Source organism: Flavobacterium sp. PL002 (genome assembly GCF_054165825.1).
The window spans coordinates 3,451,129-3,476,404 of sequence record NZ_CM135110.1 but is presented as its reverse complement, the minus strand read 5'-3'; the positions used below and the strand labels follow the sequence as shown (position 1 = coordinate 3,476,404).

The following is a 25,276-nucleotide window of genomic DNA, read 5'->3' as shown; positions in this document are numbered from 1 at the left end:
AACTAATGAGATTTAGATTTTTCACCACTATTATTTTGCACTTCCTTTTTAGAATGTTTGTTAATAGTATCTTCACTATTTATTTGAATTCCTTTAGTACTCGATTCCTGTCTTTCTTTCTCAGAGTGCGATTCTAAATTACCTTCAATATGTTCCATAAAATTACCTGTAACACTTAGCATATGATCTCCCCCTACATTCGTATTAAGGATCGCTCCAACAGTAATTATTTTATCCACTCCTGCACTTTCCGACATATTTACGGCTGCAGATGAATTGATATTTTTTCCTGCAGTAAATGTGATGTTTTCCCCAGCATTCAAAGTAAAATTCTTAGGCGCATTCACGCTAATATTTCCTTGACCATCCATTTGCCAAGTATTTCCAGAAGGATCTTCAATCAAAATACTTCCTTCGCTGTCGTTCATAATTATTTTGGTTCCTGAGCGGGTGTGAATGGCTTTTACGTTGTTCTCGCCATCAGCATATCCACTAGATTCACTGCCGTTGTATTGACTACCTAAAACGTAAGGATTTTGTGTATTATTGCCTTCAAAACCTACTAATACTTCTTCGCCTATCTCGGGTATGAAATAAAATCCTTTTCCAGCCCCTGAGTGCGGTTGTATCATACGCATCCACTCGCTAGTGTTGCTGCCACTTGCCCAGTTGAAGGATACTTTTACGCGTCCTAATCCTGCGGATGTGTTATGGGCTATTCAATAATTGGTTAGAAAGTCGGGAGACTTTCATTTCGTTTACGACTTTTAAGAATATAAAAAAACGCAAAGTCATGAGACTTTGCGTAGTGGGGATTACTTTTTGGTCCTTGCTATCTGAGTTGTACCCATTAAACTCACTAACTTTATATACTCAAAACCTAAAGGTTTTGCGCATTATGCCTTTCAAATGCTACTACAACTTTTGAAATAAAGTAGAATAAATATCCTTAAATTAGCATCTAATTTTGTTTGTAAATCCATATTTTATTATTCATAAAAAATTTCTAATCTAATAAGAATATTCGTGAAGATGATCAGGTTTTATATTATCCAATTTAGAATTTGCATAAGTATCTCCAAATCGATGTAATAATTCACCTAACTCACGTATTGAATCTTTCCGATTATCGATATCAATTTTTAGCCATAAGAATTTAATCGCTGTAATGAACTCTTCAATACCATGAAATCCTTATATTACGCAATGAGCAAAGCTGTGGTATTTCATTATTTTTAAAAAAATATATAATTTACATTTTTATTCTTTTCTTATAATAGAGGAAAATTAAAAATTGCAATAAAAAATAAATAGGTGTGCAAATTAATAAATAAGTATTTTTCCATTCTCGAGAATGATTGAACAGAATTAAAAGTAAAATCAAAATGTTAGTTACTTTAAAAATTATCTTAATGTCTATTTTAAAAATATAATGTAATAGCAAATACCCAATAATATTTATTAAAGATAGAGTGCTAAAAAAAAATATTATGCCCATAAATTCAATAATATCAGCACGATTACCTATTTTAAAAGGACTTAAAGAATAAATAATAGTTGATAATATTATACCTGCTAAAAGCATTAGTATGTTATACTTTAATATACTTTTCATAATAGATTGAACTTAATTACAAAATAATCTTGTGCGTATTCTTTATAATCGCCATAGTTATACCAACTACCTTCTTTCTTTAATTGAATTTTCACTTTACCATAGTGGGTTTCATTTCCTTCGTTTATTATCAATGCCTTGGATCTTTTAATGTATTTTTTTGTATTACTTAATACAGAATTGGCTGTATCTAAATAATCTGTATTATATACAGCATCAATTGAAGCCCAGCCTCGATTAATTTTAGAGTAGAAAACAGGTATAAAAACTTCGTTTTTGTTTCTTTTTTTTGCAATTTCAAAATCGATAATTCCTTTAAGAGAACATTTGTTTTCGACAGAAAAACGAACCATTTCATTAAAAACTGAAATGTCAAATTTTTTTAAGTTAAGCTTAAATCTATATGCTAATATCCACGTTAAATTTTTTACGTAGTTTAAATACCACTCCGGCCTCATATATATCATATCAGGATAACCTGCATCTGTTTCGAAATGATCTCCAGTTATCCCTGTACTTATCCACATTACTGTTTTCTTTTTTCCTCCATATAAAATAAATTTATCAGAAGATTTTAAGAGGTAAACTTCTCTTAAGTATTCCGAAAAAGTTTTCCCTTGAAATACTTTTCTTTGTATGAAGAGATTTGTAAAAAAACTATACCCATACTTATCTACATTATAATTTATAAAAATTATCCAATCTGGTATTTTTTCGGCTAGCATCTCTCCTGTTTCATATTTCCATTCTTTTCTCGCTTTTTCCGCTTTTCCCGATTTCTCAGGATTCTCACTCAACTTATAAGATTTTAAATCTTTCGGCAATAAATTATCGAATTTAGTATGAGCATAAGTATCTCCAAATCTATGGAGTAATTCACCCATTCTTTTAATTGTTTTTTCATGACTGCCGCCAACTTCTCCTAATTTGATAAACTTCAAGGCAGTTAAAAGTTCTTCCTCTCCGTGAAACGCTCCTGTTAACTAATGTATATCTTCTTGATCTTCAGCATCTGACCAAGTCTGATCGATTTCATAATCAGTTTTACTATGAACATCAGTATCTGGATCTTCGGTAGCAATTGCCAATTCTTCAGCCTCCGCTTCACTCATTCCCAACATCAAACATACTAAATATACTGTACTATAATGACCATCTGTTTCATAAAGAACTGCATTTTTTTCTTCTTCTTTCTCAGGTATCTTTTTTCTTTCTGTTGGTTCATAATCATTATAGCTAATTCCCATCTATATTTATTTTTTTGGTACCGTTAAACACTAACTCATCGTTTGAGGCTTCGATAATTACTTTCTTGGCAGTCACTGTGAAGTTTCCTGCAAAAATAATATCAGCTTTTTTTATTATTACGTGTATATTTTTAGCTTGTTTATTAATAGCCATACTATTTTTTGGTTTTAATGATTCACGGATTTTTCACCACTATTCAATTGTACCGTTGTTTTACTCTTCAAAAGCATATCTTCTTCAGAGCTATGTGCAGTAAATTTTTTAGAGAACAAATCTGCCGTTTCTCCTGCCCCTCTATTGTAATCATTCTCTACTATTTCCGACTTATTATTAGCACTTTCCGTAAAATCACCTACCGCCGTTTGAGTAAGATCATTACCCGCTGTTTGCGAAATATCTTTATTGGCTGAGTTAGTCATGCTTTCCCCAGCACTCACAGAAACATTCTTCCCTGCGGTAATATTTACATCCTCCCCAGCATTCAAAGTAAAATTCTTAGGCGCATTCACACTAATATTTCCTTGCCCATCCATTTGCCAAGTATTTCCAGAAGGATCTTCTATTAAAATACTTCCCTCACTATCGTTCATTATAATTTTAGTTCCTGAGCGGGATAGCTTAACTAACCGCAATTGAGCAAAACATCAAATAATTATTGATAGTTATAATCTTGATCGTCTATTCTTTTGTACTAATTATAAGTTACTTTTCCTGATACTTTCCTTTTTCAAGAGTATCAAGCATTTTTTCCTCTTCTAAATTTCTTTCTACATTAAAGGTCCCCTCTATAAGATAGTATGCATTATGTGTTTTATCAGCCTCATGTTTAGTAACTTTCAGATTTGGTTGATAAACAAATTTGTAATCTGTTTTATATGTTTTTGCAAGCCATTTCTTTTTGTATTCATACTTTTTAGTATCATAGTTTTCAATCAATCTTATAGTATCATTTTCTAAACGACCTAAATCACCTTCATTGAATTCTTTTCCTGATAATTCTCTTATATTTCGGCTAATTTTAATAAACTTATCATTTAATTCGAAATTACCTAGAAATTCTAATTTAAATTCTTGTTTTAGTTTTATGATGCCATTTTCTGGTTCTGTCAGAAAGTCACGATCAGCTTTGTATAGTCGGGACATGTATTCATTTCCGTCATCCGAAAAAACACAAAATGTGATTTTATTTTTACCACCTTGATAAACATATACCTTATCTACTTTTAGATAATGATTATCAGATATAATTTTCTTTTTTTTATCGTTTAAAAATTCTAGATAATAATCAGTATAATTACCATCATTGAGATTTTTAATATCAATTTTCCATGTTTCTAGATAATTCTTAAAAGCAATATCATATTCTCCTTCTCCAACTTTTTTTGAAGTCTTACACGCTAATAGAAATAACAATGAGAATAGAACGATAATTATTTTAGTTTTTTGTACTATCATTTTTTATTTTTATCTTCTAATAAATAATATTCTTTCAGTAATTTTCCCTGTTCTGATTGTCCCGCATAGAGGTACTTTTTTAGTCTTTCAAGATCAACTTCGTTTTCTGTATCATATACTACATACAAATGATGAAAAGTTGGCTTCGGTTTTAATTGCATACTAATATCATAATTCATTTTATTTCTTTTGAATATTTCTAAATCTTCATTATATTTTTTTACATCTTCATCAAATATTGAGTTATTTTGGTATTGTGATCTTATAGGTTTTTTGGGTTCTTTTGGTTTTTCAGGAAAATCAATACTGTCGTGCATCGCATTGGTAGGCCAAAAAGTACCATACCCCAATTTAGTTTTGGTGGTTATGTTTCCTAAGGCATCTGTAACCGAGAACATTTCTTGGCCGCGGTTGAGCAATACATCAAACAACTGTTGATAATCATAATTTTGGTTGCCAATCATTTTGTCTTGATTCAATGTGTTTTTGTTATTAGATTTTCCGTAATACATGTCTACAGCATAGGCAATCTTAATATCTTCCGATAATTTTGCCTGTACATTTACACCCGCCGACCAATATTGGTCTGAATTCATTCCAAAAAACAAAGGTGGCAGATAAATATCATTAAAAGAGGCTATCATAAAGTTGCCTACTTTTATTGCAGCTCCACCCAAAAACTGGTTACGTGTATGATCTTCATGTTTTCGTTTACCTTGAACATTTTCTTCTCCTCTAAATACATCATGTGAGTTGTAAGGGTTTTTACCAAATTGACTTGTTTCTGGGTTAAACTCATCAGATACTTTTCCTGAGCTCAGGATAGCTGTTGGACCAAGGGTAAAAGCATACTCATAAGGGTTCCAGACTCCAGATCCAGATGCGTTATTAAAAAGGTTCATCTGTAATGCATTACCTGTTTTATATCCTAAAGTAACTGAAGGTGTCGCGCTCAGAGTAACTAGTGTAGGACTCATACTTGATGTTCCAATAGCCCCTCTCCCATAGTAAGTCAGGGCGGTATTAAGAGCGCCCATAGCTCCAAAATCCCCTGAATTCATACCCTTTGAAATTCCGATATATACACTTGCAGTAAACCCACCTTTGAGGCTGTAACTAAATTTAAAACCTATATTAGGGCTTTTGGTAGGTGGGTCGTCTGGACCTTCATAAAAATCACCTCCCTCACCGGCGTTTGGCCCATGAGCGCGAGAATTTTTCTCTGGCCTCCAATTGTATTTTACAGATACTTTGCTTTTATTTTCTACAAACGAAAGTTCTAGATTTCCATTAAAAGTAGGTGTTTCTAATTTTCCAATAATGACAGACTCAGTACCAATTGCATCAAATCTAAATAAATCATAATCATAAGATTCAAATTTGTCTCCAGAATTTAAATCTTTCAAAAATTCTTTTAGGTAAGTACTGTAAGAGTGTGTGAGATCTTGAAGTAATTTAATTTTTTGAAGATCGTTTTTTTCTAAATCAATTAGACTTGTTTCCCAAATAATAATTTTTTTCTTTTCTAAATCCAAAAAAACTTTACCAGAAAGTAAGTTCTTAGAAACCTCAATTGGAAGATTTTTTATTTCCCCATCGTTTAAAGCCTTATAAAATTTGTAAATTATACTTGAATCATCTGTATTAAATTTTGGCATCATTTCCTTAGCCACATCTAAAAGATGATCGTGTACATAGGTACTTTCAAATTTATATTTGCTCTCAATGATTTCTTTCTTTGGTGGGCTTTTAGGCTCCCCAAACGTAATGCCATTCTCTTCACCAACTTCAGAAATAGATTTTCCAGAACTATGGACAATATTTTCATCAGAGTACATATTATATGCTCCTTTAGATGTTTTAGTGATTGTACCACCAACAATTCTAATTCTACTCATAATTAATGTGATTTAGTTTTTTCAGCACTATTATTCTGTACTTCTTTCTTTGAATGTTTATTAATAACATCATCACTACTAACTTGAATACCTTTAACACTACTTTCTTGTCGCTCTTTTGCGGTATGTGATTCTAAATTACCCTCGATATGTTCCATAAAATCACCTGTCACATTTAGCATATGATCTCCCCCTACATTCGTATTAAGGATCGCTCCAACAGTAATTATTTTATCCACTCCTGCACTTTCCGACATATTTACGGCTGCAGATGAATTGATATTTTTTCCTGCAGTAAATGTGATGTTTTCCCCAGCATTCAAAGTAAAGTTCTTAGGCGCATTCACACTAATATTCCCTTGCCCATCCATTTGCCAAGTATTCCCAGAAGGATCTTCGATTAAAATACTGCCTTCGCTATCGTTAAAGGCTATTTTAGTTCCAGAGCGGGTGTGTATTACTTTTTGGTCGTTCCCATCTGAGTTATACCCACTGGATTCACTGCCGTTGTACTGACTTTCTAAAACGTAAGGATTTTGTGCATTATTGCCTTCAAATCCTACTAATACTTCTTCGCCTATTTCGGGGATGAAATAAAATCCTTTTCCAGCACCGGAGTGCGGCTGTATCATGCGCATCCACTCGCTAGTGGTGCTGCCACTTGCCCAGTTGAGGGCTACTTTTACGCCTCATAAACTTTCGGTTTTACAATAGTTTTTTTGAATAAAATGAATACGAAAAAGTGTATTAAATTCATTAAGTTTATAATAACACAAAACGCAAAGTCATGAGACTTTGCGCAGCGGGGGGGTATGAAATTAATATGTGTTTTTTGGTTTTAACTTGATTTTGTTTGAACAATTCATTTTTTGTCCAATCTTCTTTATCAAATGCATAAAAATAATCGTCTACATTAGTACCATCCATCGCGTCATAATTCTCAATTTCTACTTCATATCCTGCTGGGTTAAGCGAGTTTTTGTTTAGCAAATTTTTAATTTTTGGTACTTTAAATTAATCATCATCAATACTAGGGTTACAATTAGGAAAATCATCAATAATCATATTTTGTTTAAAGATTAAAGAATCTTTTTTATATAAAAGTTTTTCCATTAATTCACCTTTATCGTTATAAAGCTTTAAGGTATCTGTAAAATAACCATCTTTAGTATACGCTTCAAAATAAAGTTTACCATTACTATGAAAGTCTTTCCACAAACCAGTTCCCATTTTGAATGTGGTTTCGTAAATTACTTTACCCTCTCTATCAAATTGCCTGAAAATACTATCTCTTAAACCATCTTTAAAATATTCTTCTCTCCATATTCTTCCTTTTGCATATACATTTCCTTTATCTTCTAAATCTACATCACCAGTTAACCATTTACCTTCTTTATGACCATCATTATTGAACTTTCCTACTCTCATACCACCTTCTACAAATTGGTCACGATAATAATCAGCCGCAAGTACCTTATCATCATCAGGAAAATCAAGATATCTATGATTATTAGGAGAATTGTTATATCCAGCGGTTGTAAGAGGGAGAGGAACGAGAACCTTACATCCTACAAGTAGAAACATACATACAATTGTAATATTATTCTTGTTTTTTATCATTTTTTGAATTTACTGTAAAATATCGCATTTAAAGGTTTTTCAAAGTATATCTTGTAAAAACATCATTTTCATATTCCTCTTTGGTTTTGTAGTCTATAGTACCTATTAATTCACCTTGTTTTAAACCACTAGTTTTATAAGTATCAATTTCTAGATATTTTACTTTACTTGGTTTATATCTAAATTTTAAACACCAAATGGTATCTATAATATAAATTAGAGTGTCTTTTTTATACAATCTTTTTTGGGTTAACTCTCCTTTTGGGTTATATAACCTTAATGTATCTGTAAAATACCCATCTTTCGTATATGCTTCAAAATAAAGTTTACCATTAGTATGAATCTCTTTCCATAAACCAGTTCCCATTTTAAAATTTGTTTTGTAAATAACTTTTTGGTCTGTATCAAATAATTTAAAAATACCATCTCGTAGCCCTCTTTTAAAATGCTCTTCTTTGCGAATAGCTCCTTTTGCATATATTTTCCCTTTTTTATCGAAGCCTGCGTACCCACTTAACCATTTTCCTTCTTTAAAATTCCCTTTCTCACTGCTATATACTCTTCCATATCTTTTATGTACAGTGCGTCCTATAAAATTTTCTTCAACGTAATTTGTTCCCGACTCAAGATTCTCATTAGGAAAATCTTCAAATACATAGGTGTCATTAGATGTCTCCGTAAGTCCCCTTCCTTGAGCTCCTCTTGGAGTTTCTTCAATTTTTTTAAATAAATGACAAGAAATAAAAGACAGGCATAAGACTATATAAATTATTGTTTTTTTCATTATTTATTGCTTTTTAAATGGTTACATAGACAAAATATCTGACGGATAATTCTTCGAGTCATCTCTCATTATTTTTATTTGGTTATGCAAATAGTATAATTTTTTATTATCGTAATCCATTATGTTTTTAGTACTTGATTGATTAAAACTTATATAATTAGATTTAATCTGTTCAATTACATCGGTAAGATACATTTTGTATCTTTTTGAATGAAGTACAAAATCAGTTGTTGCAAAATAACAGACTAAATTATATTCTCTATAAGTAATATCTGTAATGCTTTCTATAGTTTTTAATGCATTTTTATTTTCAAGTATATAATTTCTCAAAGTCGTTTGAACAGATTGTGAATAATTAAGGGTTCTCAATTTTATTTGATATACATTAATAAAATTATTTAAATATTTTGTTAATGTATTCTTTTCAGAAGGTGGATTCAATTAACAAATGCAACCTCATGCACATTGTTTAAGTTTTTGCTCAAAAATTTCATTTGGACTTTTAAAACCAAATCTTTTTCTGGGTCTGTTATTTAATTTATTTGTTACTCTTAAAACCTCTTCTTCTGTTATTAAATCAAAGTTATATTTTTTTGGAAAATATTGTCTTACTAGACCATTTAAATTTTCATTAGCACCTCTTTCCCAACTACAATATAGGTTGGCAAAAAAGTATGAGATTTCTAGTATTTCAGATACTTTTTTATGGTTTGCAAACTCTTTCCCATTATCAGATGTGATGGTGTGCAAAATGGGTTTCCAATCCATTAATAATTCAATTAATTTCTCCTGAATTTCTTGTGATTCCTTACTGTTTATTTTAGCCATTTTAAGCACACCTGATGCTCTATCATTTATTGTTAACAAAGCTCCTTTGTGATTTTTACCTATTACCAAATCAATTTCTAAATCCCCAATTCTTTGCTTTTCTTCTACAACCAACGGCCTGTTTTCAATACCAACTCTATCTTTAATAATACCTCTTGAGCCTTTTAAAGCCCCTCTTTTAGCATATCGCTTTCCTTTTGTGCGTAGGTGCTTATAATGTTGTCCGCCTTTCTTTTTGTCGCTCCAAATGAATTGATAAATTGTTTCAATCGAAACACATTCAAAGTTTTTATCACTGCAATATCCTACTATTTGTTCAGGACTGAAATCTTCTTCTAAAAGATGAATAACATGTGCTTTTATCTGTTCAGTAAAGCGTATTTTCTTAGCTTTTTCATGCTGTCGAATACTGGCTTTACTTTGGGCTAATTTAGCTTTATAAACTTTATTTCTTTGATCGGAATTTCTGGATAGCTCTCTTGAAATTACAGATTTATCTCTACCTATAACCTCTCCAATTTTACTCATTGAAAATCCTTGTGAACGAAGTGTAGCAATTTCGTATCTTTGTTCAATCGTTAAATGTGACATCTTTTTTTTGTGCTTAGTAACCCAAAAATAAGAGAAATTTTTTTCGTAGCCTACTGATAAGTCTTGAAGATCTAGATCTTCAAGACTTATCAGTAGGCTTTATTTAAACAAATAAGGAGTGTTGCATTTATCACTTGAATCTAAGGAATAAAAAACAGTCATATTAAAATAGTCGTAATTATTTGCAGTACTAATATCTTTATTAATACCTGATTTATATTTAGGATTATCAACATTTTTACCATTTTCATAAATAAATTCAGATTCATCATTACCTAAAATGCTTTCTTTAGTATTTTTATACGCTTTCTTTTCCTTATCAGTATAAAAAGAATGGGGTAAGCCTAACATATGCCCGATTTCATGAGCGTAATTTTCTTTCTTTTCAACAGAATCAGAATAGACAAATAAAAACGAATGGTTTAACGGAGATGTTCTACTAAATGCCACTTCTTGACTTAGGGACTAGTTGCGCATTTATTTTTAGCGTAATCCCAACTACCTTCTTTACAGGTATTAGTGCCTGGGATAACATCTGGTTTTTGTTTGCTAATATTCTCAAAATATTTCTTACTCGTCCAATCTTCTTTATCAAATGCATAAAAATAATCGTCTACATCAGCGTCATCCATCGCATCAAAATTCTCAATCTCTACTTCATAACCTGCTTGGTTAAGCGAGTTTTTGTTTAGATAATCTTTAATATAGCTATCTTTAATTTTTTGGAGTAAAATTTAACGTAAAGTGAATACCCAATTACTTGTTATCAGTAGGGAAATCATCAATAATCATATTTTGGTTAAAGATTAAAGAATCTTTTTTATATAAAAGTTTTTCCATTAGTTTCCCTTTATCATTATACAATTTTAAGGTATCTGTAAAATAACCATCTTTAGTATACGCTTCAAAATAAAGTTTACCATTACTATGAAAGTCTTTCCACAAACCAGTTCCCATTTTGAATGTGGTTTCGTAAATTACTTTACCCTCTCTATCAAATTGCCTGAAAATACTATCCCGGAGTCCCTTTTTAAAATATTCTTCTCTCCATATCTTCCCTTTTGCATATACATTGCCTAATGAATCCAAATCTGCATTACCGCTGAGCCATTTACCTTCTTTATAACCGTCTATTATTTTACCGAAACGTTGTCCTCCTTCATTAAATTCATCTTCATTATAGGTATATATATTAATTGTGTCTTCATTTGGAAAATCTAAATATCTATAATTATCATCGGAATTTTTGATTAATATATCCATAATCATTTTTTTTTCTTCAGTCATTGAAGGAGGATGATTTTTACAAGCAATTTTTTTATTACAAAGCCATTGCGGGTGATTTGGATAATTTATTGTAGTACAACTAGTGAATGTACATATTATGACTATGAATTGGATTATTAAATTTCTCATATTCGAACTGTTTACTAAAGTGTTTTAAAAACTTAATAATTTATTATGTCACTGCGCATAATTCTTATCTGATTATGTAAATATCTCTTTTTGTCATTATCATAGTCCATTATATTTTCTGTAGTAGATTTTTCAAATAATATATAATTTGATTGCACTTGTGCTATAACGTTTAGAAAATAGATTTTAGTTTGTTCTAAAATTTTTATGTAATCAGGTCTTATAAAATTCATATTAGTTTCAACTGTTTCAAACTTATTACCTTGATATTTTTTTAACTCAATTATAGCTTTCTTATTCTCTTCTATATAGTTACTCCATTTCTTAATGTTTTTATTGCATATACCAATATACTCTCCTTTTGTTTGAGTTTTATTTAACATATCATTATCTTTATAATTGACATATGTAGTTTCAATGCGCTTTTTATCTATCTTTTCTAGACGTAATTTAGCTACATATTTTTCATTAAAATTATTAAGATATATTATGACATCATTTTTTATTGCAGTCAAAGATGTTGGACTATAAACCTCTGATAGATTTGCAACTTTTGCTTCATTTTTTACTTTTTGAATACTTTTGTTAATCCCTGCTCTGTATTTATCATTATTTTTGTCATCAGAATCCTTTTCAGGCAATCCATTCCCCAAAATACTTTCTTTAGCATTTTTATACGCTTCTTTTTCCTTATCAGTATAAAAAGAATGGGGTAAGCCTAACATATGCCCAATTTCATGGGCATAATTCTCTTTCTTTTCTATTCCATTAGAATAAACAAACAAAGCATAATGATCTAATGGTGAGGTTCTACTAAATGCCGCTGTTTGACTTGGGGACTCATAATCGGATAATATAATAATTCCTTCATTGTAATTTTGATATTTTGACTTCAGTTTTTGTTTATAAAAATCAATTGTTTTAAGGTCTATTTCTAGGTCTCCGTTTATTACATCTGTAGATACAGCTATAGTTGCGCATTTATTTTTAGCGTAATCCCAACTACCTTCTTTACAGGTATTAGTGCCTGGGATAACATCTGGTTTTTGTTTGCTAATATTCTCAAAATATTTCTTACTCGTCCAATCTTCTTTATCAAATGCATAAAAATAATCGTCTACATCAGCGTCATCCATCGCATCAAAATTCTCAATCTCTACTTCATAACCTGCTTGGTTAAGCGAGTTTTTGTTTAGATAATCTTTAATATAGCTATCTTTAATTTTTTGGAGTAAAATTTAACGTAAAGTGAATACCCAATTACTTGTTATCAGTAGGAAAATCATCAATAATCATATTTTGGTTAAAGATTAAAGAATCTTTTTTATATAAAAGTTTTTCCATTAGTTTCCCTTTATCATTATACAATTTTAAGGTATCTGTGAAATAACCATCTTGAGTATAAGCTTCAAAATAAAGCTTTCCATTTCCATGGAATTCTTTCCATAAACCTGTTCCCATTTTAAAAGTTGTTTCGTAAATTACTTTACCATTATTATCAAATTGTTTAAAAATACTATCACGTAAGCCTTTTTTGAAATATTCTTCACGCCAAGTACTCCTCTTTTGAACAACATTCTCATTTTTATCGAATTCTGCATTACCACTAAGCCATTTCCCCTCTTTGTAACCGTCGATAATTTTTCCTATTCTATGTTGTCCTCCATCAGTAAAAACATCTTCATTTAAAATATTTCCATAGTGAACATCTTCATTAGGAAAATCTTCATATCTATAATTATTAGCATTGTTGTAATTATTTATGAATTCTCTTTTTATATCTTCTAAAAAAATAGGATGCTTTATACATGCGACATTTTTATTGCAAAAAAAACCATGAATTATACTGCAAGAAATAAGTGATGTAAATAAAAAGAGGGAAATTATAAATTTTAAATATCTCATTTCTTTTTGGTTGCTTGTTTAGAAGGCAAAATATCAATGTAATTTTGTATATCACTTCTCATAATATTAATTTGATTACTTAAAAAATAAACTCCTTTAGTATTATAGTCCATCATATTTTTTGTACTTCCTTGTTCAAATGTTATATAATTAGAATGTACTTGATTAATTACCATTTTGAAATATTCATATTGTTGATTTAAAAGAGTAATCAAATCTGTCCTAATAAACCATTTTTGTAATTCAGTTTTTTCATATTTATTTCCTTTTCTATTTTCTAGCTGTAAAATGGCTTTTTTGTTATCATCAATATAATCTTCAATCCCTTTTATATTAGCATTCCAAATATCAAAATATACTTTTTTGGTCTGAGTACTATTTACTTTATCAGAATCTTTATAATTAATAAAATATGCTTTTTTTGCATCTCGCTCTTTTTTCTCCTTATAAACCTCACTTAATCTTGATATATTATAATTATCTAATTTTGAAATTATATCAGATTTAATTGCTATCATACTGCTATAACCATAATGTAATTTTTTGTTTTTTTTAATATCATCTATACGTGTTTTTATAGCTACATTATCAATTTATCCATCACCCAAAATATTTTCTCTAGCAATCTTATATGATTTTTTCTCTTTTTGATTATAAAACAGGTGTGGTAATCCCAACATGTGCCCGATTTCATGAGCGTAATTTTCTTTCTTTTCAACTGAATCAGAATAGACAAATAAAAACGAATGGTTTAACGGAGATATTCTATTAAATGCCGCTGCTTGACTTAGGGACTCATAATCAGATAAAATAATAATTCCTCCATTATAACTTTTTGTTTTCAACTTCAGTTTTTGTTTATAAAAATCAACAGTTTTATAATCAATCGTTCCTTCACTAACTACGTCTTTGACCTCATTTATTTCGCTTTCTGTTCTAATTTCTTTTCCATCAGGGGTGCGTGAAATTAGGATATGTTTTCTGGTTTTAACGTGATTTGCTTTAAATAATTTTTGTTCTGTCCAATTCTCTCTATCAAATGCATAAAAATAATCGTCTACATCAGCGTCATCCATCGCGTCATAATTCTCAATCTCCACTTCATATCCTGCTTTGTTAAGCGAGTTTTTGTTTAGATAATCTTTAATATGACTATCTTTAAATTTTTTGGAGTAAAACTTAACGTAAAGTGAATACCCAATTACTTGTTATCAGTAGGAAAACCATCAATAATCATATTTTGTTTAAAAATTAAAGAATCATTTTTGTATAAAAGTTTTTCCATTAATTTACCTTTATCGTTATGAAGCCTTATGGTATCTGTAAAATAGCCGTCTTTTGTTTCGATTTCATAATACAATTGACCATTTTCATAGAAGTCTTTTTCAATGCCATTTCCTTTTTTAAAATAGGTTGAATAAATCACTTTACCTTCTTTGTTGTATATTTTATAAATACTATCTCTTAAACCATTCTTGAAATATTCTTCTCTAAAAATATAATTTTTAATAACTTTCTTTCCCAAAGAATCATTGTAAAAATATCTATTAGATTTCCATTTACCATGCTGTACTCCTTTCTTGAAATATCCACTTCTATAACCAAAATTATTTTTAAGAGAAAAACTATTAACTTCACATGTGTAAGTGTCTGTTTTGTACCAGTTGTAAAATATATATTCTTGATAATTAGGAGCCAATTGTAAAACTGCACAGGATGATTTCATGTTGTCAAGTACGACATCTACATATTTTGATTTACAACTAATAATATAAAAAAAAATAAGCAGGGGAATTCTATTTATAGTTTTCATAATCATTTCGCATTATAATTATTTGATGACTTAAAAAATTTAACTTTTTAACAGTATCTCCATTAGAATTTATTATTTGTCCGTAATCCATTGTATTTTTTGTGCTTTTTTCATAGAAATACAAATAATTTTTAATTGTATTTCTCCAGTCTTCCAATTTAGAGTTCCAATTGTCATTGTATATCGACAAGCTGTCTTCATAAATAAGATTAAATTTGAATTCAAAATTAAAAATCGCATTAGATGTTATCTTATTTAACTGACTTACTGCATTGTTGTTCTCTAATCTATAATTTTCAAATCTTTTTTTCTCATTTTGACTAGTGTTTAATTCATCTTGAACAACTTTGTCAAATTTACTTCTAGATACTACATCATTGCCTATTTTATATTGACTTTTGGGCGATTTATCATTCGCTATATTTGTGTAATATAAAACTTTATTACTATAAAATTTCTCTCTCTCTATTAAGAATTCATTAGAATTAGCAATACATTTTAGCAAAGTACTTTTCAGTACGGTATAAGATGAAAAAGTTGTTATTTTTTTAATTTGATCTTTTTTGGGTTTTAGATTTTTATTTACTGTACTAATCTGATTTTCAGACTTTTCTTGATCAATATTTTCCATGCATTTTTGTATTGGATCTTTTGCATAAATATCTATTTTCGATTTCTTATTTGTTATGTTCTCATCGCAAAAAGTATGCTCTAATCCCAACATGTGTCCTATTTCATGTGCATAAGTATCTTTAGAATTAATTACATTTGAAAAACAAAATAGTGAATAATAATCTATTGGGTTTATTTTACTAAAAGCATCTGTGGAAGGATCTGTACACTCTAGATCGGATAAAATTATTATCCCTCCATTTTCATATGACTTTGATTTTCCTTTTAGTTTGTTTTTATATTCATTGATTACTATTTTATCTATTTCATTTTTTTGTGAAATTTTGTATTTTTTATTTCCATTTTTGTCCAATCCATCCTCTTCAATAAAATCACCAATCTGCCCTTCTTGAACCTCATTAAATGTGTCCAGAACCCCATCTTTGTTTTTTTTTACAAAATATCTTAATCGTCCATTATCAACAGAAAAAAACTTTCTATTTGTCCAATCTTCTTTATCAAAAGCATAAAAATAATCGTCTACATCAGCATTATCCATTTCATTAAAATTCTCAATCTCTACTTCATATCCTGCTTGGTTAAGCGAGTTTTTGTTTAGATAATCTTTAATTCCTGCATCTTTAAATTTTTTAAATAAAACTTTTGCTTTCTCATTAGGATCATCTTCTGACGAAACCAAAGCAATAACTCTAAATTTTAGGTTTAATACTTTGTTCTCCATCATATAAACGCCGCCTACTAAATTACATATCCCTTGAGCATTAGTATGTTCAAATTCATATTTTTGTCCTCCGCCTGCTTTCAAGCATTTTATTTTAAACTTAATTTTACCCGCTTTAGTTAATGTTAGCTTTGCAGTTTTACCCTCATTTTCCACTCCATTTAGTTCCAAATTATAAAACTCATCCCCTGTTATGGCAATAACATCGTTGTTTATTTCTCCTTGCCAAAGAATAATTTCTGCACTCAGCGTTATCTCTTGTCCAGGCTTTATTAAAACATAAGGAAGGTCTATAAATTTACTTATAGAATTAATTTTATAATGGTCTTGGATAGCATGCTTAGCGCCCATTTTATCTGAACTTTCGACAATATCGCCTAAATCATCTGTAGTCGCTCCTTTTTTATAAAAATATTCTACATCAGCAAAAGGCACATCTTGTATCTTTTCTATCTCATTAGTTTCAGGATTTACATCAACCCAATCAAAGCCAAATTCGCCATTGTATGCGCCAGCTAGTCTAACTTTTACATACAAGTTGGTTATTTCTAACGGTTTTGCTGCTTCTGGACTATCTCCGTATAGTGTGCCGCCTTTTGCAATAAAACTAGACTTACCTTGTACGTTCTCTTTATAATCTCTAGTATATAATTCATACTCTTCAAAAATTTCAATATTTTTTCCTGATGATCGCTCTATTGTCATAATTAAAACATATTAGATTTATCAGTAGAATTAACTTCAAATTTACCTTCCGTGTGGATCTTTTTATCTTTCTCAATATTCATTTCATGACTTTCGTGGTTGTTTATAACCTTCTTTGCTTGTGATTTTCTTTCTCCTGTTACGATTTCAAATAATTTGCCTGTTACATTTATCATATAATCAACTCCAACTGATAAAGAATGCATCATGCCAACCATTGTTGTTTTATCACCTCCTGCGCTTTCTACTATATTCATTCCTGCACTTGTTGATATATTTTTACTAGCCGTCAAGTTTATATCAGTAGCATTTATAGAAAATGTGTTTGGCGCATTCACACTAATATTCCCCTGACCATCCATCATCCACGTATTGCCGCTAGGATCTTCAATCAAAATACTTCCTTCGCTATCGTTAAAGGCTATTTTAGTTCCTGAGCGGGTGTGAATGGCTTTTAAGTTGTTCTCGCCATCAGCATAACCGCTGGATTCACTACCGTTATACTGACTACCTAAAACGTAAGGATTTTGTGCATTATTGCCTTCAAATCCTACTAATACTTCTTCGCCTATTTCGGGAATAAAATAAAATCCTTTTCCAGCCCCTGAGTGCGGTTGTATCATGCACATCCACTCGCTAGTGGTGCTGCCACTAGCCCTCAGTTGAAGGATACTTTTACGCGTCCTAATCCTGCGGGATCGTTGTGACTCTTAAGTATAAAAAAACGCAAAGTGATGAGACTTTGCGCTGCGAACGTAATTTTTATTTGATATTGAAGATGAATATATTAAATAATAAGGATTGCAATTAATAAGACCCTTCATACATAACAGATCCTCTGTAAATACGCACACTATCCACTTCTACTGGTTCATTATTTAAAAATAATTCTAGCTTTCTATTGTCTTTGCTAACTTTCACCTCAAACTCCTGCTTATCCTCAGGTTTAAAATTTTTGAATTTTTCGAAAATTATTTTCTCATTTAAAAAGATATTGCCTCGAAAGCGTTCATCCGCGCTTGTTTCCCAATCCAACTCAAATATTTGCGGTAAAGCTCGATTCTCATAATTTGTTGCTGGCAGTGAAGGCATAAAAATTATTTTTTTCTCACCGTTATAATTGGTAAAACAATACCTAAATAATCTTAAATTAGGGTTTTCATTTTGCATCACGATTTTAAAGGTATAACGGTTTCTATACATGTCCCACAATGTAGAGGAAGCATTTGGCATAAAATCTCTTTCTCTTACCTCTTCACGATTCATAGACCAATCTCTAAAAAGTTGTTTCTCTAGTGCCTTATCATCAGTAATTACTTCTGCTTGGTAACGGCCTAATTCAATTCTAAAAACAGAATACTCTTTCCAAACCACTACCATTCCTTGGGGGGCGAAACCAAAAATTAAGCCTGTGAATTTTTCTTTAGTGTGATCATTATACTGATAGGTAGTATCTAATGCCTTCTTCATCTCTTCAATAGGAAAATCTACTTTAAGATGATAAAATTTATCTTCATAACCAGCATAATAAATAACATCGGCTCCAATAGGCGTACCATGCTGATAAGTCCAACTTTTTCCAGAATCTCCCCAACGACCCGACGACCCTCCAAAAGGCAAAGAAGCCGGAATGTCTTCGAGCGTAATGATATCGCCACGGACAAATTCTACTCTGTATATATTTTCATTACCATTTATTTTATCTACTGATGGCTGGCAAGTGTAAGTATTCCACTCGTATTTGTTTTTATTTTTCATTTGGCAACTCGCATTTAAACTAATAATTATTAAGAGTACTATTTTATAATATCTATCCATGATGTATTTCTCTATTTCGTTTTTCTACAGGCAACACTCCATCAAATCTTGGTCCTAAACCAAATTTATCCGCCTTTACTGACCAGTGTAGGTATTCGTGACGCAGTCTTTTTAAATCTTCAGCATCAATATAGTCAAGATAACTTATTTTTGCTGACTCGGCAATATACTGTTGTGCATTCTTATTTTCTTTAATAGCATCATTCCTATGTGCCATAACCGCCTTACTGTACTGCGTTAATTGGTTGAAGACATTTGCAATAAAAGGATCTGAAATATTTGTTTTCTTTTTTTCAAGTTCTCCATCATATTTCACATCAAATTGCTTTGAGACCATTATCATTTTATTCAACGGTATCTTATCATACGTATTTTGTAAAATGCGTGTCCCTACAAGATAGGTTTTCTTTTTTTCGTAGTCAAATTCAAAAGTGAGTTCTTCAGGTAAATACCAACCTTCGTCTACTAGTATTTTTTTTAATTCATTAACTTTTTTAATATAAGGAACCGTCATGTTGTTTATGTAAGTTTCTGTATAGGTTTCGCTGTAAACAGCTGAACGCTCCTTCTCATTTTGCCTGTACGACCCCCCGATATCAGAATGTACACCTGGATAAGTTAGTTCAAGACCGCGTAGACCCGCACTACGAATATCCGTTAAATCAAAATTCTCTCGATATTCATCTTCTGCCGAAAGCTGAAAAACCATAAACGCTTTTTTAACTGCATCTAGCCCTAAATCTGTTACATCATTACCATGATAGAATCCATGCGAAGATACCGTGTCATATAATCCTACAAAATTAAAATATATTTCTTTTACATCATCGTACACTCCATTAGCAACTAAACACTGCCCAAAAAGACCATGCTTTATATCCAGATGTCTTGGATGCGAACCTTTAGGCTTAGATTTATCAATTGGAAGCGAGTATTGAGTTTTATTAAAATCCGGAAGAAAAAACCTTCCGTTTGGATTAACAAAAACCGTACAAGACTTATCCATCAAATGTATAAAATGTCTAGCTGTTGCAGCTCCACGGCTAAAACCGTAAACGTTTATTTTCAATAAATCAATAGGTTTACCGTCAGATGCTTTTTTAACCTCTATAGCACCTTTTTCGCAACCTACTTTAACCTTGTCGCTTAAACCTGAATGCCAAAATCCAGCACTTTGTGCTAACCCTACTGGTAAGGTATCATCTGAATCCAAATCATTCGTCCCCACTCCTTCCACATACACTGATTTCTGTACAATTTCACTTACTGAAACTACATCATAAGCCCTTGCCACATTAGTAAAATCGTTCTCATAACTATCATCTTTTTTATTGGAGTTATTTTGATAGGAACTATTCTTTTTCTCTCTAGCTTCAGTATTTTTCTTGTTATTTGTTGTACCATCAAAAAATATATTCAAGGTTAATTCGAGCCTATTTGAAAGTGTATCTGCAGGGTGTGGGGATTCATATTCTTTGTGAATAATTCCACCTTCTTCTCCTTGCCAATTGTTTTGCGCAGTTGCAAAAATATTATAATCACTCTCCGATGAGTGTAAATCCATTATTCCCGTGGTGGTATTCTTCATTTCTCCACCAATAATTCTAGTAATACTCATAGCTAAGCATTTTTAGATTTTTCACCACTATGCGAATTGACATTTTTAGCACTTTTTATATTAATGGCTGCTTCCGTACTATTCAATGTAACCGATTTTGCAAGTTCTTTTCGATCTTTACTTTCTGATTCTCTATTACCTTTAATATTTTCAAATAAACTTCCATCAACATTTGCTAAAAAATCCCCCACCACAGATGTGATTTTCATTCCACTAACAGTTTCAATATTATTTGCACCTATAGTGTCCGATTTAGTCCTTGCTATATTTGTGGTCATATTTCCCCCAACGTTTACATTTAAATTTTTACCAACAGTAAAATTCATATCATTCGGCGCATTCACACTAATATTCCCTTGACCATCCATTTGCCAAGTATTTCCTGATGGATCTTCAATCAAAATACTTCCTTCGCTGTCATTCATGATAATTTTGGTTCCTGAGCGGGTATGAATGGCTTTTACGTTATTCTCGCCATCAGCATACCCGCTGGATTCTCTACAATTGTACTGACTACCTAAAACGTAAGGATTTTGTGCATTATTGCCTTCAAAACCTACTAAAACTTCTTCGCCTATTTCGGGAATAAAATAAAATCCTTTTCCAGCCCCTGAGTGCGGCTATATCATACGCATCAACTCGCTAGTGGTGCTACCACTAGCCCAGTTGAAGGATACTTTTACGCGTCCTAATCCTTCGGTTTTACAATAATTTTTTTGAATAAAATGAATACGAAAAAGTGCATTAAGTTTATAATAACACAAAACGCAAAGTCAGGAGACTTTGCGCAGCGGGCGATAATGGCTACTAGCAAATCTACAAGAGTAAAACTAAAAAATTAAATTGTTGTATTTGTAGCTTTTGTTGTATTTTTAATAAAAAAAGCATAACAACAAAATAAATACAAAGTAACAACTTACCCGAGGACTATTATTTTAGCTCTGCTAGAAATTATGAGGGCTTAGAAAGTGAATTAGATGTTTTGGTCTTAGATTTGTTTTAGATTCTTGATATACTGTGTGGGCACGGATTGCAAATCCGAGCTATAGATTTGCCATTTGCACCTACTTAATTGTTGCGTATGTGAAAAAATCTGTGAAAAGTAAATTGTCAATCTATCAGATTATGAAAATTTTAAGCATATCGGCTTTTAATAAAACGCTATTAAACGACATTCAAAACAATCAAAATGTCAATGAACAACAATATAATATCTTTGATAATTTAAAATGAATATCTTAACGCACCAGAACTAATGGCAAATTCTAAATATAATTTTTTAATCCTCAAATTTTGCTGTTTAATCACGAACCACACGAAAGGATTCTTGCGGCAGCGGGGGAATAAAACATAATATTATGTGTACGCTGGGCTTTGTAGACAAAGGAATCACTAAAAAAAAAAGTGTATTGCTTCCAGTATCTCACTCGAAAAATTATATTGCTAAAAAATTCAATTCATAATTTCTTTATAATAATCTTTTTCTACTTTAAAATTTTTGATAACTCGTCCTGTATTTCCATCTATATAGTACCCTTTTCCAGGCTGAAAAGCTCTTTCTCCTATTTCCCCTCGTGGGGTTATTAATGTTTCTCGTAATCCTGTATGTACAAAAACATGCCATAATTTTTTATCTGATTGTTCTGAATAAAAGAAAATTATTTCAAAACGAGCATCTCCACTACTATTTCTGGAAACTCCTTTACGTAAATTAATTTGTTTTTCTTTATCAAGAAATTTAAGCAACTCGTTATAGCCAAACTTACCAAATTTTTTGTCTTCATCTGTTTCTTTAATGAGATTTCCTTGCTCATCATAATGATACCAAATGCCTATTTTGAGTGTTTTTACTGTTCCGTTAATACAACAATCGTGTCCATTTCCAAAAATTTTACCTCTTTGGCTTAAATTAAGAGTACTCCTATAATATTCGTTATAAATAGTATAAAATTGTTTTTTTTGAGGATATATATATATATATATATATAAGCCAATAATCACCAGAATTTGGATAAAATTCTAAATTTTTATAAATATAAGCACTAGATTGAATACCTTCTTTATATTTTTCATTATCATTATCCCAAAAATCATTTGGAAACCTATCAAATAGATTTCCTTTTAATTCTTTTTCAATATAGCCCGTTTTACAACTGCATAACAATACCAGTGTTGCTATAATTAGTACTTTTCTCATAAGTTATTTATTATTTTCCATTACCAGTACCATGTGGCTATTCTATCAATTTTAGGGCTAGGCAATCCCGTTACCTTGTCTATAGGAAGATGAGAATAATCCATTATGTTATCGGTTTTTAAAGCTTTGTACAAAAATGAATCTCCAAAAAATGAATGTGGTAAACCCAGTCCGTGCAAGCACTCGTGTGCTATTGTAAAGTCACTATGATTGCTAAACATGACACCGTAATGAAAGATTGCGTCAAAGTGGTATGTATAAATGGGGTATGAAGCCAAGATTCAACAACTTAATGCAACACTTTTAATTTTCCACATCCTTAAGCTTTTTATACTCTTTTTTTATTTTTTCAAAATCAAATATTTCAAAAGTAGTGTCTCCTTTTTTTTCTTACTCTATTATAGTTCCTATTTTGTAACTGTATAGTAATAGTAAACTTATCAAGACCATTATTTTTTCATCCCCTAAGAATTTTTGTAAAATCTTTTCTTACCCTATTGTTGACAATTTGCCAATGCCATTATTCATTGCAATAATTAAAACCAAATATCTTTATAATACTCTTTTTCTGCTTTCAAATTTTTTATTACCCTTCCTGTATTGCCATCTATACAAAAAGAATTAAATTTTTGTCCAAATTGAGCTCCATTTTCATTACCACCCAAATCTGACAATACTATTTTTGTACTAACAATCCATAGTTTTTTATCAGATTTATGTGAATATGCAAAAGTTATATCAAAATCAGGGTCGCCGTTGCTACGTCTGGAGACCCCTTTGCGCAAGTTAATTTGTTTTTCTTTATCCAGAAATTTAAGTAATTCGTTGTACCCAAATTTGCCAAACTTTTTGTCTTCATCTGTTTGTTTTATCAGTTTTCCGTTTTCGTCATAGTCATACCAAATCCCTATTTTAAGAACTACAGAAGTTTTATCTAAAAAGCAAGATTTTTGATTTGTACCAAAAATTTTACCTCTTTGTTTTAAGTTGAAATTACTTATATTGTATTCGTTATAAATAGTATAAAATTGTTGCTTTTGTGGATATATATATATATATATATATATATATATACATGCGTTATCAAATATAGTAGGATAAAATTCCACCCCTTTATAAATATAAGATCCACCATATTGATGTCCTTTTTCAAATCCTTCATAATCATTATTCCATAGTTCATAATCAAATTTATCAAACAAGTTTCCTTTCAATTCTTTTGCTATAAAGCTTGGTTTGCACCCACATAGTAATACCAGTGATGCTGTAATTAGTAATTTTCTCATAAGTTATTTATTATTTGCCATTGCCAGTACCAAGTGGCTATTCTATCTAGTCTAGGGCTAGGCAATCCCGTTACTTTATCTATAGGAAGATGAGAATAATCCATTATATTATCGGTTTTTAAAGCTTGGTACACAAAGGAATCTCCAAAAAATGAGTGAGGCAAGCCCAAACCGTGCAAACACTCGTGGGCTATGGTAAACTCATTATGTTGTGAAAACATAACGCCATAATGATAGTTTTCATCTAGGCGAGAATAGCCAGCTGTTCCGCCAATAGGGGTAGGTGGTGTATTGGTATCGTTTGGATCAAAAACCGCATTAAGGGTATTGGCTAGAAAAAAAAGTTTGAAATGATTGTCAAACTGACCAGGATAATCTCTTTCTAGGGTTCTTATAAGAAGATTGTCGATCCCTGATGTACTGGTTATATTTTTCTTACCACTTGCTGTATCAACACTAAATTTGAGGTTAAAATCAGTACTGTACAAATTGTTTGTAGGATTGCTCAAATCTATTTTTACATCGGCATTTATACCTCCCTTTATTGCTTTTCTAGTTATATTTGTTTTAATCAAAGCTTGTTTTAAGTTTCGTTTAAAAATAGCCAAATCTTTTGGATTGCCTTCTCCAGATGATGTTCTTACCAGTACCACAACAATATCTTTCATAGTTTTTTTGGCAGGTGCAATCATTTTTAATACACCAGCCTGCAATTTTGCAGTTTGGTTACCAGAGGCATCTAATGAGATTGCGTAGACTTTTATTTCTTTATCAGTAGCAAACTCTGCTTTACATGTAATTTCAATGTCTATATCATCATTTATCTTTTTTTTCTCTATCGTATGGGTGTCAATACTAACGAATGGATGTTTATCATCCATTAAGATATTGTCCATTTCGAAAATAAGCTTGTCTGGTTTTATTTTTTTACCGTCCTTTTCTTCAAATTTTAAATAAAGTTTTAGCTTTGCTTTTCCTGTTTCAATAAACTTGCGTGCATTTTCTGGATCGGGCTCTGTGGGATATAACGCTATAACTGGTTGGTAATATTGTTTAATAATTGGTATACCAGAAATATCGTTTTCTAATGAATACTTAGATTCAAGTGATAAATGCAACACTCCT

General features: G+C 30.8%; 30 protein-coding genes and 1 pseudogene. All 31 read right to left on the bottom strand.

Annotation, left to right across the window (positions count from 1 at the left end):
* Positions 1-2 precede the first annotated feature (2 nt).
* Positions 3-719: a phage baseplate assembly protein V gene (locus tag ACVEGE_RS15150; protein ID WP_370567003.1), complete on the bottom strand. Its 717-nt coding sequence runs from the start codon at positions 717-719 to the stop codon at positions 3-5.
* 892 nt (positions 720-1,611) lie between these two features.
* Positions 1,612-2,556, bottom strand: a complete 945-nt coding sequence (locus ACVEGE_RS15145; protein WP_192501466.1) for a hypothetical protein — start codon at positions 2,554-2,556, stop codon at positions 1,612-1,614.
* A gap of 42 nt (positions 2,557-2,598) precedes the next feature.
* The gene (locus tag ACVEGE_RS15140) at positions 2,599-2,862 is read right to left on the bottom strand and encodes a hypothetical protein (RefSeq protein ID WP_192501465.1); all 264 of its coding nucleotides are present in this window, start codon (positions 2,860-2,862) and stop codon (positions 2,599-2,601) included.
* Complete coding sequence (locus ACVEGE_RS15135; RefSeq protein ID WP_192501464.1) at positions 2,852-3,016, bottom strand: hypothetical protein; 165 nt, start codon at positions 3,014-3,016, stop codon at positions 2,852-2,854. Before ACVEGE_RS15135 ends, ACVEGE_RS15140 begins: the two co-directional genes overlap by 11 nt.
* Before the next feature lie 14 nt (positions 3,017-3,030).
* Positions 3,031-3,453, bottom strand: coding sequence for a DUF2345 domain-containing protein (locus ACVEGE_RS15130; RefSeq protein ID WP_192501463.1), 423 nt, complete (start codon positions 3,451-3,453; stop codon positions 3,031-3,033).
* Positions 3,454-3,565: 112 nt separating this feature from the next.
* On the bottom strand, positions 3,566-4,318 hold the full coding sequence (locus ACVEGE_RS15125; RefSeq protein WP_192501462.1) for a hypothetical protein: 753 nt from the start codon (positions 4,316-4,318) through the stop codon (positions 3,566-3,568).
* On the bottom strand, positions 4,315-6,216 hold the full coding sequence (locus ACVEGE_RS15120; protein WP_192501461.1) for a hypothetical protein: 1,902 nt from the start codon (positions 6,214-6,216) through the stop codon (positions 4,315-4,317). Before ACVEGE_RS15120 ends, ACVEGE_RS15125 begins: the two co-directional genes overlap by 4 nt.
* Before the next feature lie 2 nt (positions 6,217-6,218).
* Positions 6,219-6,854, bottom strand: coding sequence for a phage baseplate assembly protein V (locus ACVEGE_RS15115; protein ID WP_192501460.1), 636 nt, complete (start codon positions 6,852-6,854; stop codon positions 6,219-6,221).
* A 124-nt stretch (positions 6,855-6,978) separates the two neighbouring features.
* On the bottom strand, positions 6,979-7,206 hold the full coding sequence (locus tag ACVEGE_RS15110) for a hypothetical protein (protein WP_192501459.1): 228 nt from the start codon (positions 7,204-7,206) through the stop codon (positions 6,979-6,981).
* 24 nt (positions 7,207-7,230) lie between these two features.
* Positions 7,231-7,836: a toxin-antitoxin system YwqK family antitoxin gene (locus tag ACVEGE_RS15105; protein ID WP_192501458.1), complete on the bottom strand. Its 606-nt coding sequence runs from the start codon at positions 7,834-7,836 to the stop codon at positions 7,231-7,233.
* Positions 7,837-7,864: 28 nt separating this feature from the next.
* Entirely contained in the window at positions 7,865-8,620 is a 756-nt protein-coding gene (locus ACVEGE_RS15100) for a toxin-antitoxin system YwqK family antitoxin (protein WP_192501457.1), read from the bottom strand.
* A 21-nt stretch (positions 8,621-8,641) separates the two neighbouring features.
* On the bottom strand, positions 8,642-8,950 hold the full coding sequence (locus tag ACVEGE_RS15095; RefSeq protein ID WP_192501456.1) for a hypothetical protein: 309 nt from the start codon (positions 8,948-8,950) through the stop codon (positions 8,642-8,644).
* A gap of 126 nt (positions 8,951-9,076) precedes the next feature.
* The gene (locus ACVEGE_RS15090) at positions 9,077-10,039 is read right to left on the bottom strand and encodes an IS30 family transposase (RefSeq protein ID WP_458008569.1); all 963 of its coding nucleotides are present in this window, start codon (positions 10,037-10,039) and stop codon (positions 9,077-9,079) included.
* A gap of 99 nt (positions 10,040-10,138) precedes the next feature.
* Positions 10,139-10,489, bottom strand: coding sequence for a M43 family zinc metalloprotease (locus ACVEGE_RS15085; protein ID WP_458008568.1), 351 nt, complete (start codon positions 10,487-10,489; stop codon positions 10,139-10,141).
* An 8-nt stretch (positions 10,490-10,497) separates the two neighbouring features.
* Positions 10,498-10,671: a hypothetical protein gene (locus ACVEGE_RS15080; protein ID WP_192501885.1), complete on the bottom strand. Its 174-nt coding sequence runs from the start codon at positions 10,669-10,671 to the stop codon at positions 10,498-10,500.
* A 124-nt stretch (positions 10,672-10,795) separates the two neighbouring features.
* Positions 10,796-11,302, bottom strand: coding sequence for a toxin-antitoxin system YwqK family antitoxin (locus ACVEGE_RS15075; RefSeq protein WP_192501884.1), 507 nt, complete (start codon positions 11,300-11,302; stop codon positions 10,796-10,798).
* Positions 11,303-11,487: 185 nt separating this feature from the next.
* Complete coding sequence (locus tag ACVEGE_RS15070) at positions 11,488-12,591, bottom strand: hypothetical protein (RefSeq protein WP_192501883.1); 1,104 nt, start codon at positions 12,589-12,591, stop codon at positions 11,488-11,490.
* A 124-nt stretch (positions 12,592-12,715) separates the two neighbouring features.
* Positions 12,716-13,360 (bottom strand): toxin-antitoxin system YwqK family antitoxin, encoded by a 645-nt coding sequence (locus ACVEGE_RS15065; protein WP_192501882.1) that lies wholly within the window; start codon positions 13,358-13,360, stop codon positions 12,716-12,718.
* The gene (locus ACVEGE_RS15060; protein ID WP_192501881.1) at positions 13,357-13,878 is read right to left on the bottom strand and encodes a hypothetical protein; all 522 of its coding nucleotides are present in this window, start codon (positions 13,876-13,878) and stop codon (positions 13,357-13,359) included. The genes ACVEGE_RS15065 and ACVEGE_RS15060 overlap by 4 nt, the downstream gene beginning before the upstream one ends.
* A gap of 75 nt (positions 13,879-13,953) precedes the next feature.
* Positions 13,954-14,460, bottom strand: coding sequence for a hypothetical protein (locus ACVEGE_RS15055; RefSeq protein WP_192501880.1), 507 nt, complete (start codon positions 14,458-14,460; stop codon positions 13,954-13,956).
* Between the two features lie 101 nt (positions 14,461-14,561).
* Positions 14,562-15,086 (bottom strand): toxin-antitoxin system YwqK family antitoxin, encoded by a 525-nt coding sequence (locus ACVEGE_RS15050; protein WP_192501879.1) that lies wholly within the window; start codon positions 15,084-15,086, stop codon positions 14,562-14,564.
* 70 nt (positions 15,087-15,156) lie between these two features.
* Positions 15,157-17,232, bottom strand: a complete 2,076-nt coding sequence (locus tag ACVEGE_RS15045; RefSeq protein WP_192501878.1) for a hypothetical protein — start codon at positions 17,230-17,232, stop codon at positions 15,157-15,159.
* A gap of 2 nt (positions 17,233-17,234) precedes the next feature.
* Positions 17,235-17,861 carry a phage baseplate assembly protein V gene (locus ACVEGE_RS15040; protein WP_192501877.1) on the bottom strand — a complete coding sequence of 209 codons (627 nt, stop codon included), beginning with the start codon at positions 17,859-17,861 and terminating at the stop codon, positions 17,235-17,237.
* Between the two features lie 178 nt (positions 17,862-18,039).
* Positions 18,040-18,990, bottom strand: a complete 951-nt coding sequence (locus ACVEGE_RS15035; RefSeq protein WP_225738186.1) for a DUF2931 family protein — start codon at positions 18,988-18,990, stop codon at positions 18,040-18,042.
* A gap of 52 nt (positions 18,991-19,042) precedes the next feature.
* A complete protein-coding gene (locus ACVEGE_RS15030) occupies positions 19,043-20,668 on the bottom strand; it encodes a phospholipase effector Tle1 domain-containing protein (protein ID WP_192501875.1) in 1,626 nt (541 codons plus the stop codon).
* A gap of 2 nt (positions 20,669-20,670) precedes the next feature.
* Positions 20,671-21,093 carry a bacteriophage T4 gp5 trimerisation domain-containing protein gene (locus ACVEGE_RS15025; RefSeq protein WP_192501874.1) on the bottom strand — a complete coding sequence of 141 codons (423 nt, stop codon included), beginning with the start codon at positions 21,091-21,093 and terminating at the stop codon, positions 20,671-20,673.
* Positions 21,094-21,186: 93 nt separating this feature from the next.
* Positions 21,187-21,276, bottom strand: a pseudogene (locus tag ACVEGE_RS15020) (phage baseplate assembly protein V); the annotation flags it as partial.
* Positions 21,277-22,120: 844 nt separating this feature from the next.
* The gene (locus ACVEGE_RS15015) at positions 22,121-22,669 is read right to left on the bottom strand and encodes a hypothetical protein (protein WP_458008567.1); all 549 of its coding nucleotides are present in this window, start codon (positions 22,667-22,669) and stop codon (positions 22,121-22,123) included.
* A 216-nt stretch (positions 22,670-22,885) separates the two neighbouring features.
* The gene (locus tag ACVEGE_RS15010) at positions 22,886-23,086 is read right to left on the bottom strand and encodes a zinc metalloprotease (protein WP_173855879.1); all 201 of its coding nucleotides are present in this window, start codon (positions 23,084-23,086) and stop codon (positions 22,886-22,888) included.
* 315 nt (positions 23,087-23,401) lie between these two features.
* Positions 23,402-24,151: a hypothetical protein gene (locus ACVEGE_RS15005; RefSeq protein ID WP_458008566.1), complete on the bottom strand. Its 750-nt coding sequence runs from the start codon at positions 24,149-24,151 to the stop codon at positions 23,402-23,404.
* Positions 24,148-25,272 (bottom strand): hypothetical protein, encoded by a 1,125-nt coding sequence (locus ACVEGE_RS15000; protein ID WP_458008565.1) that lies wholly within the window; start codon positions 25,270-25,272, stop codon positions 24,148-24,150. Before ACVEGE_RS15000 ends, ACVEGE_RS15005 begins: the two co-directional genes overlap by 4 nt.
* Positions 25,273-25,276 lie beyond the last annotated feature (4 nt).